We start from the raw sequence: 17,669 nt of genomic DNA on the forward strand, positions 1-17,669 counted from the left end.
TACGTTTTGTAAAGCAAATTTATGCTTCCAGTTCAGTAACTTCAACTAAATGACTTACTTGATTAACCATGCCGCGAATCGCTGCATTGTCTTGTTGTACAACAGTTGAATTCAGTTTGCCCAGTCCAAGTGAAACTACAGTACGACGTTGTGTTTCTGGACGGCCGATCAAGCTGCGTTTGAGGGTAATTTGCAATTGTTTAGCCATGATATCCCTCCTACCCTAAAATCTCTTCAACAGTTTTGCCACGCAGCTTTGCAACTTCTTCAGCACGCTTTAGACGCTGTAAGCCTTCAAGAGTAGCATTTACCATGTTGATTGAGTTAGAAGATCCTAAAGATTTGGTCAAGATGTCGCCAACACCAGCAAGTTCCAGCACTGCACGAACTGGACCGCCCGCGATCACTCCAGTACCCTTGGAAGCAGGTTTCAAAAGAACATTACCAGCTCCAAATTTACCAATAACCAAGTGAGGGATAGTGGTTCCAACGATAGGTACATGAATCAGGTTTTTCTTAGCATCTTCAATACCTTTGCGAATTGCATCTGGTACTTCGCCAGCTTTACCGATTCCTGCGCCTACCCATCCGTTACCGTCGCCAACAACAACTAATGCACTAAAGCTGAAGCGACGTCCGCCTTTAACTACCTTAGATACACGATTAATGTTAACAACTTTTTCTGTTAACTCTAAAGTATTGGGATCAATACGCAAGTGATTTTACCTCCTTATATGTTCGATTAAAATTCAAGACCTGCTTCACGAGCTGCATCGGCTAATGCCTGCACACGTCCGTGGTACAAATATCCACCGCGGTCAAATACGATTTTTTCTACTCCGTTTTGCTTAGCGCGCTCTGCAATTAAAGCTCCGACCTTGCGAGCTGCTTCAGCATTACCACCATTGCCGATGTTTTCTTTCAACTCTTTATCTTGAGTGGAAGCAGATGCAATAGTTACACCTTTAACATCATCGATCAATTGTGCGTACATATGCTTGGATGAACGGAAGATATTCAAGCGCGGACGTTCAGTCGTTCCTTGAATTTTCTTACGGACACGTAAATGTCTTTTCAAACGAGCTTTGTTCTTGTCGCTTTTGTTAATCATTCGAGGTTTACTCCTTTCAACTTAAATGAAGGATGATCCTGCATTTATGCAAGCTTATTTCTTCTTACCAGCTTTACCTTCTTTACGAAGAATACGTTCGCCTTCGTACTTAATACCTTTACCTTTATAAGGCTCAGGCTCACGAACAGAACGAATCTTTGCAGCAACTGCGCCGACCAATTCTTTATCAATGCCCTTAACCGTGATCTTCGTGTTTGATGGAACATCAAACTCGATACCGTTCTCCGGTTCAATTTCAACTGGATGCGAGTAACCAACGTTCAAAACCAGCTTATCACCTGTTTTGTTAGCGCGGTATCCAACTCCAACTAGCTCAAGGTTTTTTGCAAAACCAGTAGTTACGCCGTTTACCATGTTAGCAACAACGCTTCTTGTAGTACCGTGAAGAGAACGATGTAATTTATTATCAGAAGGACGCTCAACAGAAATTTCATTTTCTGCAACGACCAGCTTCATATCTCTGTGTAACTCACGAGACAAAGTACCCTTAGGGCCTTTTACTGTGATAAGAGTGTTATCAAGAGTGATGTTTACTTCACTCGGGATTGTAATGGGCTTGCGACCAATACGTGACATGGTATGCACCTCCGTTCATTTAAATTCTTTATTACCAAACGTAGCAGATAACTTCTCCGCCAGCTTTAGTTTGACGAGCTTCTTTATCGGTCATAACGCCTTGAGAAGTGGAAATAATCGCAATTCCCAAACCGCCTAGTACGCGAGGAACCTCTTGACTTTTTGTGTAAACACGCAAGCCGGGTTTGCTGATTCTTTTAAGACCGGAAATAACACGTTCATTGTTAGGTCCGTATTTCAAGAATACGCGGATAATTCCTTGCTTGTTATCTTCGATATATTCAGCGTCGCGGATAAAACCTTCTTTTTTGAGGATCTCAGCAATTTCTCTTTTGACCGTCGAAGCAGGGATTTCAACCGTTTCATGACGCACAACGTTTGCATTACGAATACGTGTAAGCATATCTGCAATTGGATCTGACATCACCATTTATGTGAACCTCCTTCCCGAAACTTGGGTAATTACCAGCTTGCTTTTTTAACGCCAGGGATTTGACCTGCGTGTGCTAATTCGCGGAAACAAATTCTGCAAATTTTAAACTTCCGAAGAACCGAATGCGGACGGCCACAGCGTTCGCAGCGTGTATAAGCCTGCACCTTGAATTTTGGAGTGCGCTGTTGCTTCACGATCATTGAAGTTTTTGCCACTTACTTTTACACCTCCGGTTGTACCGTACCTTATTTGGTAAACGGCATTCCTAATTGGGTTAATAACTCACGGGACTCTTCGTCCGATTGGGCTGTAGTTACGATAACGATATCCATACCGCGTACTTTATCAACTTTATCGTATTCGATTTCAGGGAAAATTAATTGTTCTTTCAAACCCAATGTATAGTTACCGCGTCCATCAAATGCTTTAGAAGAAACACCGCGGAAGTCACGAACACGAGGAAGCGCAACATTGAACAATTTGTCCAAGAAATGATACATGCGCTCGCCGCGAAGCGTTACTTTTACACCGATCGGCATATTTTCACGCAATTTGAAGCCTGCGATTGATTTCTTTGCTTTAGTAACAACCGGCTTTTGACCAGCGATTAACTGAAGATCCTGAACAGCTACATCCAACACTTTGGAGTTCGAAACTGCTTCACCCACACCCATGTTAATGACGACTTTCTCAATCTTAGGCACCTGCATAACCGTTGTATAACTGAATTTCTGCATCAAAGCAGGAGTTACTTCATTCAAAAAACGATCTTTTAACCTTGCTGCCATCTTTCATGTACCTCCTTTCCTAACTTTTACGATTAATCGATAACTTCACCGGATTTACGAGCTACACGTACTTTTGTACCGTTGTCCAGAACTTTGTAACCTACACGGGTAGGCTGGCCGCTCTTCGGATCAATCAGCATCACGTTCGATACGTGAATAGGTGCTTCTTGCGAGATAATACCACCCTGTGGGTTAGATTGCGAAGGTTTGCTATGCTTCTTGATCATATTTACACCTTCAACCAACACGCGATTTTCACGAGGGTATGCTGCAATTACACGGCCTTTTTTACCTTTATCTTTGCCAGTAATTACGAACACTTTATCGTCTTTTTTAACATTTAGTTTGTTATTATGAGACTCCAATTTCTTGGGTTGCTTTGGCATTGAGTTTCCACCTCCTGAGAGCATTCGTAGAATGCTAACTTCGTAAGCATATTCTTCGTTTTCGTAAGAAAACTGTCTTAATAAAAACCATTTCTTCTATCGTGCAGCTGCTTAAGCAGCATTTAAATTAGATAACTTCTGGAGCCAGAGAAACGATTTTCATAAAGTCGCGATCACGAAGTTCACGAGCAACTGGTCCAAAGATACGAGTTCCACGAGGACTCTTATCATCCTTAACGATTACAGCTGCATTTTCATCAAAAGTAATGTAAGAACCATCTTTACGGCGTGCACCGCTCTTTGTACGAACGATTACCGCTTTGACAACATCACCCTTTTTGACAACGCCACCTGGTGTTGCTTCTTTTACCGAGCAGATGATCAAATCACCGATATGACCCACACGACGTCCAGTACCACCAAGAACGCGAATGCACATCAATTGCTTTGCTCCTGAGTTGTCAGCCACTTTTAAACGAGATAGAGGTTGAATCATTGTTTAAACCCTCCTTCCGGAATTGATGCTTCGTATCTTTTTTATACCAAAACAGCTTTTTCTACAATTTCAACCAATCTCCAACGCTTGTCTTTGGACAAAGGACGTGTTTCGGAAATTTTCACAACATCACCGATTTTGGCCTCATTGTTCTCGTCATGCGCTTTGAATTTCTTCGTATATTTAATTCTTTTGTGATAAAGATCGTGTTTTTTGTATGTTTCAACCGCAACAACGATGGTTTTTTCCATTTTGTCACTCACGACTTTACCGACTTGAGTTTTACGATCGTTACGTTCACTCATGGAAGATCCTCCTCTCTCACTCATTAACTAATGATCCCCAGTTCTCTTTCACGCAAAACAGTCTTTGCACGAGCAATCTCTTTGCGGACTTCCCGGATCTGTACTGGGTTTTCCAGTTGACCGGTAGCTAGTTGAAAACGGAGGCTAAAGAGTCTTTCTTTAAAGCCGGCAATTTTTTGTTCAATTTCAGCAGTGGTTAGGTTGCGAAATTCACTAGCCTTCATTTGCTTCACCACCTACATCTTCTCTTTTAACAAACTTGGTTTTGATCGGAAGCTTGTGAGAAGCCAGACGTAATGCTTCACGAGCAATTTCCTCACTAACACCGGCAAGTTCAAACATAATCTTACCTGGTTTTACAACGCAAACCCATTTCTCTACGCTACCTTTACCGCTACCCATCCGTACTTCAAGCGGTTTTTGTGTTGCCGGTTTCGAAGGGAAAATTTTGATCCATACTTTACCGCCCCGTTTGATGTAACGAGTCATCGCAATACGAGCAGCCTCGATTTGACGGTTGGTAACCCATGCAGGCTCCAAAGCTTGCAATCCGAATTCACCGAAACTTACTTCTGTTCCGCCTTTAGCGCGACCACGCATTTTACCACGAAACTCTTTACGGTGTTTGACACGTTTAGGAACTAACATTCTTAGTTGCCTCCTTCCGTAACAGCCTTTTTCTTAGCCGGTGGAAGAACTTCGCCGCGATAGATCCATACTTTTACTCCGATACGACCATAAGTAGTATGAGCTTCCGCTGTACCATAGTCAATATCCGCACGCAATGTATGAAGAGGCACTGTACCTTCACTGTAGCCTTCATTTCTAGCGATTTCCGCTCCGCCCAAACGACCACTTACTGCTGTTTTGATTCCTTTTGCTCCGGCTCTCATCGATCTTTGGATCGATTGCTTCATAGCACGACGGAATGAAACACGACGTTCCAATTGTTGTGCAATGCTTTCAGCAACCAAAATTGCATCCAATTCAGGATTTTTGATTTCAGAGATATTGATGTGAATCTTTTTGCCGTTCGACAGATTAGCAATGTAGTTACGAATAACTTCGATTTCTGCTCCGCCTTTACCGATAACCATACCAGGCTTAGCTGTTTGAATGGTTACATTCACACGGTTAGCAGCACGTTCGATTTCAATATGTGAAACAGCTGAATCTTTCAGCTTCGTTTTTAAGTATTCGCGGATTTTAACATCTTCAATAAGAAGATCGCCGAAATCTTTACCTGCGAACCATTTGGATTCCCAATCGCGAATAATCCCAACTCTAAGTCCTACTGGGTTTACTTTTTGACCCACACGTTATCCCTCCCTTATTTTTCGGATACCACTATTGTAATGTGGCTGGTACGTTTATTAATGCGGCTAGCACGTCCCATTGCACGTGGACGGAACCGTTTCATTGTTGGTCCTTGGTTAACAAATGTTTGTGATACGACCAAGTTGTTCGGATCCATGGAGTAGTTATGCTCAGCATTAGCAATGGCAGAGTTCAAAACCTTCTCAACGATCGGCGAAGCGGATCTTGGTGTATGACGCAGAATCGCAATTGCTTCTCCTACTTGCTTGCCGCGGATCAAATCAACAACCAGCTGCGCTTTACGGGGAGCAATACGAACGAATCTTGCAATACTTTTTGCTTCTGACATGTGTTGTACCTCCTCTCATTTACTGCTTATTACACAAGCAAAGCTCTAATTAGCGCTTGCTCGTCTTCTTGTCATCATCATGACCTTTGTAAGTACGAGTTGGAGCAAACTCACCAAGTTTGTGACCAACCATATCCTCTGTAACGTAAACCGGCACATGCTTTTTACCATCGTATACCGCAAAAGTAAATCCGATGAATTGCGGGAAAATAGTCGAACGACGCGACCAAGTTTTAATAACTTGTTTCTTCTGAGTGTCGCCTTGCGCTTCAACTTTCTTCATAAGATAGCCGTCAACGAAAGGACCTTTTTTTAAACTGCGACCCATATTTCGTTCCTCCTTTCTTCAACCCTTGCTAGAATCCGATTATTTAGTGCGACGACGAACAATATATTTATCAGATGCTTTGCCTTTTTTACGAGTTTTGTAACCAAGAGTCGGTTTGCCCCAAGGAGACATTGGAGATTTACGACCGATAGGAGCACGGCCTTCACCACCACCGTGTGGGTGATCGTTAGGGTTCATTACAACACCGCGGACTTCAGGTCTTTGACCCAACCAACGCGAGCGTCCAGCTTTACCTACTTTGATCAATTCGTAATCTTCGTTACCAACAGAACCGATTGTTGCGCGGCAAACTTTCAAAACTTTTCTAACTTCGCCGGAAGTAAGACGAATCGTTACATAAGTTTCTTCTTTACCTAGCAATTGAGCTTCAGTACCAGCAGCGCGAACCAATTGAGCGCCTTTGCCAGGTTTCAACTCGATGTTGTGGATAACTGTACCTACAGGAATATTTTCAAGCGGTAAAGCATTACCGATCTTGATATCCGCTTTAGGTCCGGATTCGATTTTATCATCGACTTTCAAGTTCTTAGGAGCGATGATATAACGTTTTTCACCATCAGCATAATGAATCAAAGCAATGTTAGCGGAACGGTTCGGATCGTATTCAATCGTAGCAACGCGACCTGGTATTCCATCTTTATTCCGTTTGAAGTCAATAATCCGGTATTTACGCTTGTGTCCTCCACCTTGGTGACGAACCGTAATTTTACCTTGGTTGTTACGTCCCGCGTGCTTGAACAACGGAGCCAATAACGATTTCTCCGGTGTTGACGTTGTGATTTCTTCAAATGTAGAAACCGACATATGACGTCTAGCAGGTGACGTTGGTTTATATTTTTTAATTGGCACTTGGATTCCTCCTTACTTGAAAAGGTTAATTACACACTCTCAAAAAATTCAAGCTCTTTGCTATCAGCGCTTAACGAAACAATCGCTTTTTTCCATTCCGATGTATAACCGGCATGACGACCATAGCGTTTTGGCTTAGCCGGCATTCTCAAAGTGTTAACTTTCGTTACTTTTACTTTGAAAATTGACTCGATAGCCAATTTGATTTCCGTTTTGTTTGCACGGAGCTCAACTTCAAATACATATTTCTTCTCAGCCATCATATCACTTGTACGCTCAGTGATTACAGGGCGTTTAATAATATCGCGAGGATCTTTCATTATGCAAAAACCTCCTCTACCTTCTGTACCGCATCCTTAGTAATGATCAGCTTGTCGTAAACCATAACATCAAGCACGCTAATTCCGTCAGCAACTACAAATTTCACGCCTGGGATATTACGAGCGGATAATGCCACGTTTTCTTCATAACCAGCTGTTACTACTAAAGCTTTGCGATCCACTTTCAAATTGTTAAGAATCGCTGCAAATTCCTTGGTTTTCGGCTGATTCAATAGCAATTGATCCAGTACGATAATTTCGTTGCCAAGTACCTTGGAAGACAATGCAGACTTGATGGCGATACGACGAACTTTCTTAGGAAGCTTGTACGCGTAGCTGCGTGGAGTCGGTCCAAAAACGATACCGCCGCCCTTCCATTGAGGGGAACGAATACTACCTTGACGTGCACGACCTGTACCTTTTTGTTTCCAAGGTTTACGACCGCCACCACGAACTTCGGAGCGTCCCTTAACTTTGTGTGTACCTTGTCGTAACGAAGCACGCTGCATTAATACTGCTTCATTCAAAATGTGGGAATGGGGTTCAATACCGAACACGGAATCAGACAATTCCACTTCTCCCACTTGTGCACCACTTACATTATACAATGCTACTTTTGGCATCTGTTAATCCTCCTTCCTTGCTTTACTTAACTGTTGATTTAACACTCACGTAGCTATTTTTAGGACCCGGAATGGAACCTCTTACTAGGATCACATTACGTTCCGCATCGACTTTGATAACTTCAAGACGTTGAATCGTAACTGTTTCCGCACCCATATGTCCTGGAAGCTTTTTGCCTTTTGGAACACGGTTGGATTGGATGGAACCCATGGAACCTGGACCACGATGATAACGCGAGCCGTGAGCCATTGGACCAACAGATTGATTATGTCTTTTGATAGAACCTTGGAAACCTTTACCTTTAGAAGTACCGGTTACATCAACGAATTCGCCTTCTGTGAACAAGTCAGCTTTGATTTCTTGGCCAACTTCGTATTCAGAGATCTGAATACCACGAATTTCTTTAATGTAGCGCTTAGGTGTTGCACCAGCTTTTTTCGCATGGCCCAACTCAGGTTTGATAGCTCTACTTTCTTTCTTGTCATCAAAACCGATTTGAATAGCTTCGTATCCGTCATTCTCAGCATCCTTTTTTTGCAAAACCGTACAAGGACCTGCAAGAATTACCGTTACCGGAATTACCAAGCCTTCAGGAGTAAACACTTGGGTCATTCCAAGCTTTTTTCCTAAGATACCTTTAGTCATCGTTGACACCTCTTTTCTTCTTATGCTTTCAATTATTTATACACATGTGGATTACAATTTAATTTCGATATCCACACCGGACGGTAGATCCAAACGCATTAACGCATCTACAGTTTGTGGTGTCGGATTAACAATATCGATCAAACGCTTATGTGTGCGTTGTTCAAATTGCTCACGCGAGTCTTTGTATTTGTGTACCGCACGAAGAACAGTAATGATTGTTTTCTCCGTAGGTAATGGGATCGGACCAGATACGCTTGCACCTGAACGCTTTGCCGTTTCCACAATTTTTTCAGCAGATTGATCCAGAATTCTGTGATCATATGCCTTCAAACGAATACGAATTTTTTGCTTTGCCATAGTATTCCCTCCTTCTATCGCCCAATTTAGTATCGGACATACTCAGTGAAAATCTCCTGACGCCTTCCCCATGGCAAAGGGGCCGGGTGTGTCAGCAACCTCTCACATCATCGCAACGTCTCAGACCAACGTTCACTATTATATAAAAAATCAAAACAAAAAGCAAGAACATTTCCATTCTTTTTTTATAAATTTATAAATCCATTATTTGCAGTACAAATTAGCAAAAATAAAAGCCCTCCATCCAGTAATTGCGATGGAAGGCTCTCCGATCTATGATGATCTTATTTGCTGATTGTTGCTACTGCGCCAGCGCCTACTGTACGGCCGCCTTCGCGAATCGCGAAGCGAGTACCTTCTTCAATAGCGATTGGAGCGATCAGTTCAACAGTAACGGTGATGTTATCACCAGGCATTACCATTTCAGTGCCTTCTGGCAATGAGATGATACCAGTTACGTCAGTTGTACGGAAGTAGAACTGTGGACGGTAGCCTGTGAAGAAAGGCTTATGACGGCCACCTTCTTCTTTAGTAAGAACGTAGATTTGAGCGGAAAATGCAGTATGTGCTTTAACGGAACCTGGTTTCGCCAAAACTTGACCACGCTCAATGTCTTTACGGTCTACACCACGAAGCAATGCGCCAATGTTGTCGCCCGCTTGTGCGGAATCCAACAATTTACGGAACATTTCAACGCCTGTAACGATACATTTGCGAGTTTCTTCTTGAAGACCAAGAATTTCAACTTCTTCTTGAATTTTGATAGTTCCGCGCTCTACACGACCTGTAGCAACGGTACCACGACCTGTGATTGAGAATACATCCTCAACAGGCATCAAGAAAGGCTTGTCAGTTTGACGCTCAGGAGTTGGGATATAAGTATCAACTTGTTCAAACAATTCGATAATTTTATCAGCCCAAGGACCATCTGGGTTTTGCAATGCTTCACGAGCAGCACCACGGATGATTGGAGTATCATCGCCTGGGAACTCATATTCGTTCAGCAAATCGCGAACTTCCATTTCAACCAGTTCAAGCAACTCTTCGTCTTCTACCATATCGCATTTGTTCAAGAAAACAACGATGTAAGGTACGCCTACTTGGCGGGACAAAAGGATGTGCTCCCGAGTTTGTGGCATAGGGCCATCAGCTGCAGATACAACCAGAATAGCTCCATCCATTTGTGCTGCGCCTGTAATCATGTTCTTAACATAGTCAGCATGTCCTGGGCAGTCAACGTGTGCATAGTGACGGTTAGGTGTTTCATACTCAACGTGAGCTGTGGAGATTGTGATACCGCGCTCGCGCTCTTCTGGAGCTTTGTCAATTTGGTCAAACGCTACTGCTGCGCCACCGTATCTTTTGGACAATACAGTTGTGATAGCTGCAGTTAAAGTTGTTTTACCGTGGTCAACGTGACCGATAGTTCCAATGTTAACATGCGGTTTATTACGTTCGAATTTCGCTTTTGCCATGGCTTGGATTGCCTCCTCGATTAACTTATATTTGTATTAAGCACCCTTATGTTTAGCAACAATTTCTTCTGCAATTGACTTAGGCACTTCTTCATAATGGGACAATTCCATCGAATATACGCCACGTCCTTGAGTACGTGAACGCAAAGTTGTGGAGTAACCGAACATCTCGGAGAGAGGCACCTTAGCACGGATAATTTGTGCACCAAAGCGGGAATCCATACCTTCGATACGACCACGACGGGAGTTCAAATCACCCATAACATCGCCCATATATTCTTCTGGAACGGTAACTTCAACTTTCATGATTGGCTCAAGCAAAACTGGACGACATTTTTCTGCCGCTGCCTTTAATGCCATTGAACCTGCAATTTTGAACGCCATTTCGTTGGAGTCAACATCATGGTAAGATCCGTCAACAACAGTTGCTTTAATATCAACCAGCGGGAATCCTGCCATAACACCGTTCTTCATTGATTCTTCGATACCGGCTTGAATTGGAGCGATGTATTCTCTTGGAATCGAACCACCCACAACCTTGCTTTCGAACAAGAATCCTTCACCAGCTTCTTGAGGTGTGAAGATAACCCAACAATGTCCATATTGACCGCGGCCACCGGACTGACGAACAAACTTACCTTCAACTCTAGCTTCTTGACGGAATGTTTCACGGTAAGCAACTTGTGGTTTACCCACGTTTGTTTCTACCTTGAATTCACGCAACATACGATCCACTAGAACTTCAAGGTGAAGCTCACCCATACCTGCAATAATCGTTTGTCCAGTTTCCTCATCTGTGTGTGCACGGAAAGTCGGATCTTCTTCGGACAGCTTGGATAAAGCAATACCCATTCTGTCTTGGTCAGCCTTCGTTTTCGGCTCAACAGCGAGCTGAATAACCGGTTCAGGGAAATTCATTTTTTCAAGGATTACTGGGCTTTTCTCTTCACAGAGTGTGTCACCCGTTGTAGTATCCTTCAAGCCTACAGCAGCCGCAATATCACCCGCATATACAATGCTGATCTCTTGACGCGTGTTTGCATGCATTTGAAGAATCCGTCCAACTCTTTCGCGTTTACCTTTAGTAGCGTTAAGAACATAAGAACCTGAATTTAACACACCAGAGTATACACGGAAGAAAGTAAGCTTTCCTACATAAGGATCCGTCATAATTTTAAAGGCAAGTGCTGAGAAAGGCTGGTCATCCGAAGACTTACGAATGACTTCAGTACCGTCATCAAGTACACCTTTAATATCAGGTACATCAAGAGGGGATGGAAGGTAATCTACTACCGCATCCAACATCAATTGAACACCTTTGTTTCTATATGAAGAACCACAAATAACAGGGAAGATTTTTACTTGGCATACACCAATACGAAGTGCTTTTTTGATTTCCTCGACAGTGATCTCTTCACCTTCGAGATATTTCATTGTCAGCTCTTCGTCTAGCTCTGCAACTTTTTCAATCAGTTCAAGTCTTAATACTTCAACTTGTTCTTTGAATTCATCTGGGATATCAACTATCTCGATGTTTTCACCTTTGTCATCTTTGAATATATGTGCTTTTTGTTCAACCAAGTCAATGATGCCGTCAAAATCACTTTCAGAACCAATTGGCAATTGAATAGCAACTGCATTAGCTCCTAATTTCTCGCGCATTTGCTGGATCGCACCAAGGAAGTCAGCACCAATAATATCCATTTTGTTAACATAGGCAATCCGAGGAACATTATAACGGTCAGCTTGACGCCATACCGTCTCCGACTGAGGCTCAACGCCTTCTTTGGCGCTGAATACTCCAACTGCCCCGTCCAATACACGCAGGGAGCGTTCCACTTCAACAGTGAAGTCAACGTGTCCCGGGGTATCGATGATATTGATGCGGTGACCCTTCCAAGCAGCAGTAGTAGCAGCGGAAGTAATTGTAATTCCGCGCTCCTGCTCTTGTTCCATCCAGTCCATCGTAGCAGCGCCATCATGCACTTCTCCGATTTTGTGAGTACGACCTGTAAAGAATAAGATACGCTCGGTCGTGGTCGTTTTACCTGCATCAATATGCGCCATAATCCCAATATTACGTGTATCTTTCAAGGAGAACTCTCTAGCCATCAGGATGTCTCCTTTCAAATTATAAGGAATTTAGATTCTACCAGCGATAATGAGCGAAAGCTTTGTTAGCTTCAGCCATTTTGTGTGTATCTTCGCGTTTCTTAACGGAAGAACCTGTGTTGTTGCTGGCATCAATAATTTCTTGTGCCAATCTTTCTTCCATTGTTTTCTCACCACGAAGGCGAGAATAATTCACCAACCAACGAAGTCCCAAAGTCGTACGACGATCAGGTCTAACTTCGATTGGCACTTGATAGTTTGCTCCGCCTACACGACGAGCTTTAACCTCAAGAACAGGCATAATATTTTTGATGGCTTGTTCGAAAACTTCCATCGGCTCTTTACCTGTACGATCTTGAATCATTTTGAATGCATTGTACAAGATGGTTTGAGCAACACCTCTTTTGCCATCGAGCATAATGCGATTGATAAGACGAGTAACAAGTTTGCTGCTATAGATTGGATCTGGTAATACGTCTCTGCGAGTAACTGGACCTTTACGAGGCATAGTTATCCCCCTTTCTGAAAAAATCATCCGTTTTTATTTGCTTTATTTACTTCTTAGCTGCTTTAGGACGCTTCGCACCATATTTGGAACGAGCTTGTTTACGGTTGTTCACACCGGATGTATCCAATGCGCCGCGAACGATGTGATAACGTACCCCTGGAAGATCCTTAATTCTACCTCCACGAATCAATACCACACTGTGCTCTTGCAAGTTGTGTCCAATACCCGGAATATAGGCAGTAACTTCAACACGATTTGTCAAACGCACACGAGCATATTTACGAAGTGCAGAGTTTGGTTTCTTCGGCGTCATTGTACCTACACGCGTACATACACCACGCTTTTGAGGAGCGCTAATGTCGGTTGCTTCTCTTTTCAAGGCATTAAATCCTCTTTGAAGAGCTGGTGATTTGGATTTCTCCACTTTTGCTTTACGTCCTTTACGAACGAGTTGGTTAATTGTTGGCATATCGCCACCTCCTTCCAATCTTATTAGTTCTCTTTCAAGCCCACAGATCCAGGCGAATCATAAATGAACAAACGAAAAGCTTTTGCCGCCAACATTTCTGTTATTGAACAAAAACGGATTTGCTTTATTCATTCACTATTGCTGCCACAGCAGCTCCAACATCAATACCGCACGCTTTACCCAATAACTTCATGGAATCAACGTAGGTCACTGGAATACCCTCTTTCTTGCAAAGGGCTACCATCTTTATCGTTATTCGCGGATCTGCATCTTTGGCTACAAAAACTTCGGATGATTTATTCATCTCGACTGCTCTTGCAGTTTGTTTCATGCCAATACTAATGTTAGCAGCCTGTTTTACTTTTTCATAAGACATATAAAATATCCTCCAAAGGACAGGAAACACTTCACAAAATGGCACACTTCGATATAATAGCACTTTGAAAGTGCCGTTGTCAAGACAATTACCTGCCCTTACAAAGAATTTACACAATCTCTCAGCAAGGGCAAGTATCTCATCCTTCTATAAGCAATTAGTCAGCCGAAACGACTTCTAATTCTAAAGATTTGTTATCAGCTTCCACTTCATTCGGATTCGTGATCCGGATGTCACGGTATCTATGCATACCTGTTCCCGCAGGAATCAGCTTACCAATAATAACATTTTCCTTCAATCCGAGTAGTTTATCAACCTTGCCCTTGATGGCAGCATCAGTCAATACACGTGTAGTTTCCTGGAAGGAAGCTGCGGACAGGAAGGAATCCGTCTCAAGCGAAGCTTTGGTAATACCGAGCAGAACCGGTTTGGCAACCGCTGGCTCTTGTCCGGAGTACAAAGCGACCTTATTGGCTTCTTCGTATTCATGGATATCCACAAAGGAACCTGGAAGCAGCGTCGTGTCACCAGAATCAACGATACGTATTTTACGAAGCATCTGGCGAACCATAACCTCGATATGCTTATCGTTGATTTCTACACCCTGGTTCCGATAAACACGTTGAACCTCTTGAAGAATGTAGTTTTGTACACCACGGATACCCTTGATGCGAAGCATTTCCTTAGGATCGATCGATCCTTCCGTCAACTCATCGCCCGCCTCAACCTGTTGGTTAAGCGATACACGAATACGTGAACCATAAGGAACTGCATAAGTTTTGGATTCAGCTTCACCGAGAACTTCGATTTCACGACGATCCTTGGCTTCACGAATCTCCTTAACTACCCCATCAATTTCCGAAATGATCGCTTGACCTTTCGGATTTCTGGCTTCAAACAACTCCTGAATACGCGGCAAACCTTGTGTAATATCATCTCCAGCAACACCACCGGTATGGAACGTACGCATGGTCAGCTGCGTTCCTGGTTCTCCGATAGATTGTGCAGCGATAATACCTACAGCTTCACCAATCTCTACAAATTGTCCAGTTGCCAGGTTACGACCGTAGCATTTTTTGCAAACGCCATGATGGGAACGGCAGCTCAGAACGGACCGAATCTGTAGTTTTTCAATGCCGGCTGCGATGATTGTATCCGCGATGTTCGCTTCTATCAATTCATTGCGTCCAACAATCACTTCACCGGTTTGTGGATCACGAATCACTTCGAATGCATAGCGGCCTTCAATCCGGTCATACAGATCCTCGATAACCTCTTTACCATCCTGAATCTTGTTAACGGTAAAGCCTTTATCCGTACCACAATCCTCATCGCGAACGATAACATCCTGTGCTACGTCTACCAGACGACGTGTCAGGTAACCGGAGTCAGCTGTACGAAGTGCTGTATCGGCCAAACCTTTACGCGCACCATGCGTTGAAATAAAGTATTCCAAAACCGTTAAGCCTTCACGGAAGTTCGACTTAATTGGTAACTCAATGATTTTACCAGACGGGTTGGCCATCAGACCACGCATACCGCCCAGCTGTGTAATTTGTGATTTGTTACCCCGTGCCTTGGATTCCACCATCATGTTGATGGAGTTGTATTTGTCTAGGGATTTCATCAGGATATCCGTGATTTCATCCTTCGCTTTACTCCAAATCGTAATAACACGATCATAACGTTCTTCATCGGTTATCAAACCACGACGATATTGGTTCGTTACCATATTGACTTTATCATCGGATTCTTTAAGGATGGCATCTTTTTCAAGCGGTACCGTTACATCCGCAACTGCGATTGTAATACCGGATTTCGTTGAATAAGTAAAACCAAGCTCCTTGATTTTGTCCAATATAACCGAAGTTTTGGTTGTATGGTATTTCCGGAAGCACTCAGCAATAATCAAGCCCAAATACTCTTTACCTACTGCTTTGCCCTCTGGAAGCTCCTGCATGATTTTACGTATATCAGCGCCCTTTTCAAACACGAAATATTGATCGGATGCACCATTCAATAAATTCGATTTGGTAGGTTCATTGATATAAGGCAAATCTGGAGGGTAAATTTCATTAAAGATTACCTTACCGATCGTTGTAATCAGCATCGCTTCTTGCTGTTCCGGGGTAAAGCTTGTTTTGTTCAATGCTTTGGCTGGAATAGCAATACGCGCATGCAGTGCAGCTGCTCCACGTTGGTACAAGGATACAGCTTCATGTACAGTACGAACAATGGTTAAGGCGCCATGTGCTTCCTTATTATCGGTTGTCAGATAGAAGCTTCCCAAGATCATATCCTGTGAAGGTGTAACTACCGGCTTACCGTCTTTTGGATTCAAGATATTACCGGCTGCCAGCATCAGCAATCGAGCTTCTGCTTGTGCTTCTGCAGACAGTGGAACGTGAACCGCCATTTGGTCTCCGTCAAAGTCAGCATTATAAGCGGTACATACCAATGGATGCAGCTTAATTGCACGGCCTTCAACCAGAATCGGTTCAAACGCTTGAATACCTAGTCTATGCAGTGTAGGTGCACGGTTCAACAGAACCGGATGCTCCTTAATGACTTCTTCCAATACGTCCCAAACTTCAGGACTTACGCGCTCCACTTTACGTTTTGCACTTTTGATATTGTGGGCAAGCCCTTTATTGACTAGTTCCTTCATCACAAAAGGTTTAAACAATTCAAGTGCCATTTCCTTCGGAAGTCCGCACTGGTACATTTTCAAGCTTGGACCTACGACGATAACCGAACGACCGGAATAATCGACACGTTTACCGAGCAGATTTTGACGAAAACGTCCTTGTTTCCCTTTGAGCATGTGACTTAAGGATTTTAACGGACGGTTGCCCGGACCCGTTACTGGACGGCCGCGGCGGCCATTATCGATTAGAGCATCGACGGCTTCCTGCAGCATCCGTTTTTCATTTTGAACGATAATATCCGGTGCACCCAGATCCAACAGCCTTTTCAAGCGGTTGTTCCGGTTAATAACGCGGCGATACAAATCGTTCAAATCTGAGGTGGCGAATCTTCCTCCATCCAATTGAACCATCGGACGAAGCTCTGGTGGTATAACAGGGAGGACATCAAGAACCATCCAGCCCGGTAAGTTTTTTGAATTACGGAATGCTTCCATAACTTCAAGACGTTTGATCGCACGATTACGGCGCTGACCTTGTGCTGTTTTCAGCTCTTCCTTCAGCATTTCCACTTCACGTTCGATTTCAATGTCCTGCAGTAATTTCTTTACAGCTTCGGCTCCCATACCTGCCTGGAACGCATAACCGTATTTTTCACGGTAGCTGCGGTATTCCTTCTCGGACAAGAGCTGCTTTTTCTCAAGCGGTGTATCTCCGGGATCTGTAACCACATAGGATGCAAAGTAGATAATTTCCTCGAGTGAACGAGGAGACATATCAAGCGCCAAGCCCATACGGCTTGGGATTCCTTTGAAATACCAAATGTGTGAAACCGGAGCTGCGAGTTCAATGTGACCCATACGCTCACGGCGAACCTTTTGACGGGTTACTTCCACTCCGCAGCGATCGCAAACAACACCTTTATAACGTACACGTTTGTACTTACCGCAATGACATTCCCAGTCTTTAGTAGGCCCAAAAATCTTCTCGCAAAACAGACCTTCCTTTTCAGGTTTCAAGGTTCTGTAATTGATCGTTTCTGGCTTCTTCACTTCTCCGCGGGACCACGAACGGATCTTTTCTGGAGAAGCTAATCCAATTTTCATAAATTCGAAGTTGTTAACATCCATCAAGGAGCCACCCTCCTTATGTTTT

Annotated in this window: 26 protein-coding genes; all 26 read right to left on the reverse strand. The window is 43.4% G+C overall.

The features are described from left to right. Positions 1-19: 19 nt before the first annotated feature. The 26 genes from rpmD to rpoC all read right to left on the reverse strand — a co-directional run bounded on the left by rpmD (position 20) and on the right by rpoC (position 17,647). Entirely contained in the window at positions 20-208 is a 189-nt protein-coding gene (rpmD, locus tag BK127_RS35870) for a 50S ribosomal protein L30 (protein WP_076237434.1), read from the reverse strand. Between the two features lie 10 nt (positions 209-218). Continuing rightward, entirely contained in the window at positions 219-716 is a 498-nt protein-coding gene (rpsE, locus tag BK127_RS35875; RefSeq protein ID WP_076237436.1) for a 30S ribosomal protein S5, read from the reverse strand. A gap of 26 nt (positions 717-742) precedes the next feature. Continuing rightward, positions 743-1,111, reverse strand: a complete 369-nt coding sequence (rplR, locus tag BK127_RS35880) for a 50S ribosomal protein L18 (protein ID WP_076237438.1) — start codon at positions 1,109-1,111, stop codon at positions 743-745. A gap of 54 nt (positions 1,112-1,165) precedes the next feature. Beyond that, positions 1,166-1,708, reverse strand: coding sequence for a 50S ribosomal protein L6 (gene rplF, locus BK127_RS35885; protein ID WP_076237440.1), 543 nt, complete (start codon positions 1,706-1,708; stop codon positions 1,166-1,168). Positions 1,709-1,739: 31 nt separating this feature from the next. Next, entirely contained in the window at positions 1,740-2,138 is a 399-nt protein-coding gene (gene rpsH / locus BK127_RS35890) for a 30S ribosomal protein S8 (protein WP_076237442.1), read from the reverse strand. 32 nt (positions 2,139-2,170) lie between these two features. Beyond that, positions 2,171-2,356, reverse strand: coding sequence for a type Z 30S ribosomal protein S14 (locus BK127_RS35895; RefSeq protein WP_076237445.1), 186 nt, complete (start codon positions 2,354-2,356; stop codon positions 2,171-2,173). A gap of 30 nt (positions 2,357-2,386) precedes the next feature. Next, positions 2,387-2,929, reverse strand: a complete 543-nt coding sequence (gene rplE, locus BK127_RS35900) for a 50S ribosomal protein L5 (RefSeq protein WP_076237448.1) — start codon at positions 2,927-2,929, stop codon at positions 2,387-2,389. 32 nt (positions 2,930-2,961) lie between these two features. Further along, complete coding sequence (gene rplX, locus BK127_RS35905; protein ID WP_076237451.1) at positions 2,962-3,315, reverse strand: 50S ribosomal protein L24; 354 nt, start codon at positions 3,313-3,315, stop codon at positions 2,962-2,964. 127 nt (positions 3,316-3,442) lie between these two features. Next, positions 3,443-3,811: a 50S ribosomal protein L14 gene (gene rplN / locus BK127_RS35910; RefSeq protein WP_076237453.1), complete on the reverse strand. Its 369-nt coding sequence runs from the start codon at positions 3,809-3,811 to the stop codon at positions 3,443-3,445. 41 nt (positions 3,812-3,852) lie between these two features. After that, the gene (rpsQ, locus tag BK127_RS35915) at positions 3,853-4,116 is read right to left on the reverse strand and encodes a 30S ribosomal protein S17 (protein WP_076237456.1); all 264 of its coding nucleotides are present in this window, start codon (positions 4,114-4,116) and stop codon (positions 3,853-3,855) included. 23 nt (positions 4,117-4,139) lie between these two features. Then, positions 4,140-4,340, reverse strand: coding sequence for a 50S ribosomal protein L29 (gene rpmC, locus BK127_RS35920; RefSeq protein ID WP_076237459.1), 201 nt, complete (start codon positions 4,338-4,340; stop codon positions 4,140-4,142). Next, positions 4,330-4,764, reverse strand: a complete 435-nt coding sequence (gene rplP / locus BK127_RS35925; protein WP_076237462.1) for a 50S ribosomal protein L16 — start codon at positions 4,762-4,764, stop codon at positions 4,330-4,332. The genes rpmC and rplP overlap by 11 nt, the downstream gene beginning before the upstream one ends. Before the next feature lie 2 nt (positions 4,765-4,766). Beyond that, positions 4,767-5,432 carry a 30S ribosomal protein S3 gene (gene rpsC, locus BK127_RS35930; RefSeq protein WP_076237465.1) on the reverse strand — a complete coding sequence of 222 codons (666 nt, stop codon included), beginning with the start codon at positions 5,430-5,432 and terminating at the stop codon, positions 4,767-4,769. A gap of 14 nt (positions 5,433-5,446) precedes the next feature. Beyond that, positions 5,447-5,782 (reverse strand): 50S ribosomal protein L22, encoded by a 336-nt coding sequence (rplV, locus tag BK127_RS35935; RefSeq protein WP_076237468.1) that lies wholly within the window; start codon positions 5,780-5,782, stop codon positions 5,447-5,449. A 49-nt stretch (positions 5,783-5,831) separates the two neighbouring features. Then, on the reverse strand, positions 5,832-6,110 hold the full coding sequence (rpsS, locus tag BK127_RS35940) for a 30S ribosomal protein S19 (protein WP_076237471.1): 279 nt from the start codon (positions 6,108-6,110) through the stop codon (positions 5,832-5,834). Between the two features lie 39 nt (positions 6,111-6,149). Continuing rightward, on the reverse strand, positions 6,150-6,980 hold the full coding sequence (gene rplB / locus BK127_RS35945; RefSeq protein ID WP_076237473.1) for a 50S ribosomal protein L2: 831 nt from the start codon (positions 6,978-6,980) through the stop codon (positions 6,150-6,152). 29 nt (positions 6,981-7,009) lie between these two features. After that, complete coding sequence (gene rplW, locus BK127_RS35950; RefSeq protein ID WP_076237476.1) at positions 7,010-7,300, reverse strand: 50S ribosomal protein L23; 291 nt, start codon at positions 7,298-7,300, stop codon at positions 7,010-7,012. Beyond that, on the reverse strand, positions 7,300-7,923 hold the full coding sequence (rplD, locus tag BK127_RS35955) for a 50S ribosomal protein L4 (RefSeq protein WP_076237479.1): 624 nt from the start codon (positions 7,921-7,923) through the stop codon (positions 7,300-7,302). Before rplD ends, rplW begins: the two co-directional genes overlap by 1 nt. Positions 7,924-7,945: 22 nt before the next feature. Next, positions 7,946-8,569 (reverse strand): 50S ribosomal protein L3, encoded by a 624-nt coding sequence (rplC, locus tag BK127_RS35960; RefSeq protein ID WP_076237482.1) that lies wholly within the window; start codon positions 8,567-8,569, stop codon positions 7,946-7,948. A 51-nt stretch (positions 8,570-8,620) separates the two neighbouring features. After that, positions 8,621-8,929, reverse strand: coding sequence for a 30S ribosomal protein S10 (gene rpsJ, locus BK127_RS35965; RefSeq protein ID WP_076237484.1), 309 nt, complete (start codon positions 8,927-8,929; stop codon positions 8,621-8,623). A 284-nt stretch (positions 8,930-9,213) separates the two neighbouring features. Continuing rightward, positions 9,214-10,404 carry an elongation factor Tu gene (gene tuf, locus BK127_RS35970; RefSeq protein ID WP_076237487.1) on the reverse strand — a complete coding sequence of 397 codons (1,191 nt, stop codon included), beginning with the start codon at positions 10,402-10,404 and terminating at the stop codon, positions 9,214-9,216. 36 nt (positions 10,405-10,440) lie between these two features. Continuing rightward, positions 10,441-12,516 (reverse strand): elongation factor G, encoded by a 2,076-nt coding sequence (gene fusA, locus BK127_RS35975; RefSeq protein ID WP_076237490.1) that lies wholly within the window; start codon positions 12,514-12,516, stop codon positions 10,441-10,443. A 37-nt stretch (positions 12,517-12,553) separates the two neighbouring features. Then, the gene (rpsG, locus tag BK127_RS35980; protein ID WP_076237493.1) at positions 12,554-13,024 is read right to left on the reverse strand and encodes a 30S ribosomal protein S7; all 471 of its coding nucleotides are present in this window, start codon (positions 13,022-13,024) and stop codon (positions 12,554-12,556) included. A 46-nt stretch (positions 13,025-13,070) separates the two neighbouring features. Beyond that, positions 13,071-13,493, reverse strand: a complete 423-nt coding sequence (gene rpsL, locus BK127_RS35985) for a 30S ribosomal protein S12 (RefSeq protein WP_076237496.1) — start codon at positions 13,491-13,493, stop codon at positions 13,071-13,073. A 124-nt stretch (positions 13,494-13,617) separates the two neighbouring features. Further along, positions 13,618-13,869, reverse strand: a complete 252-nt coding sequence (locus BK127_RS35990; protein WP_076237499.1) for a 50S ribosomal protein L7ae-like protein — start codon at positions 13,867-13,869, stop codon at positions 13,618-13,620. Between the two features lie 157 nt (positions 13,870-14,026). Further along, on the reverse strand, positions 14,027-17,647 hold the full coding sequence (gene rpoC, locus BK127_RS35995) for a DNA-directed RNA polymerase subunit beta' (RefSeq protein ID WP_076237502.1): 3,621 nt from the start codon (positions 17,645-17,647) through the stop codon (positions 14,027-14,029). Positions 17,648-17,669: the final 22 nt, after the last annotated feature.

The sequence above is a fragment of the Paenibacillus sp. FSL H7-0331 genome (genome assembly GCF_001956045.1).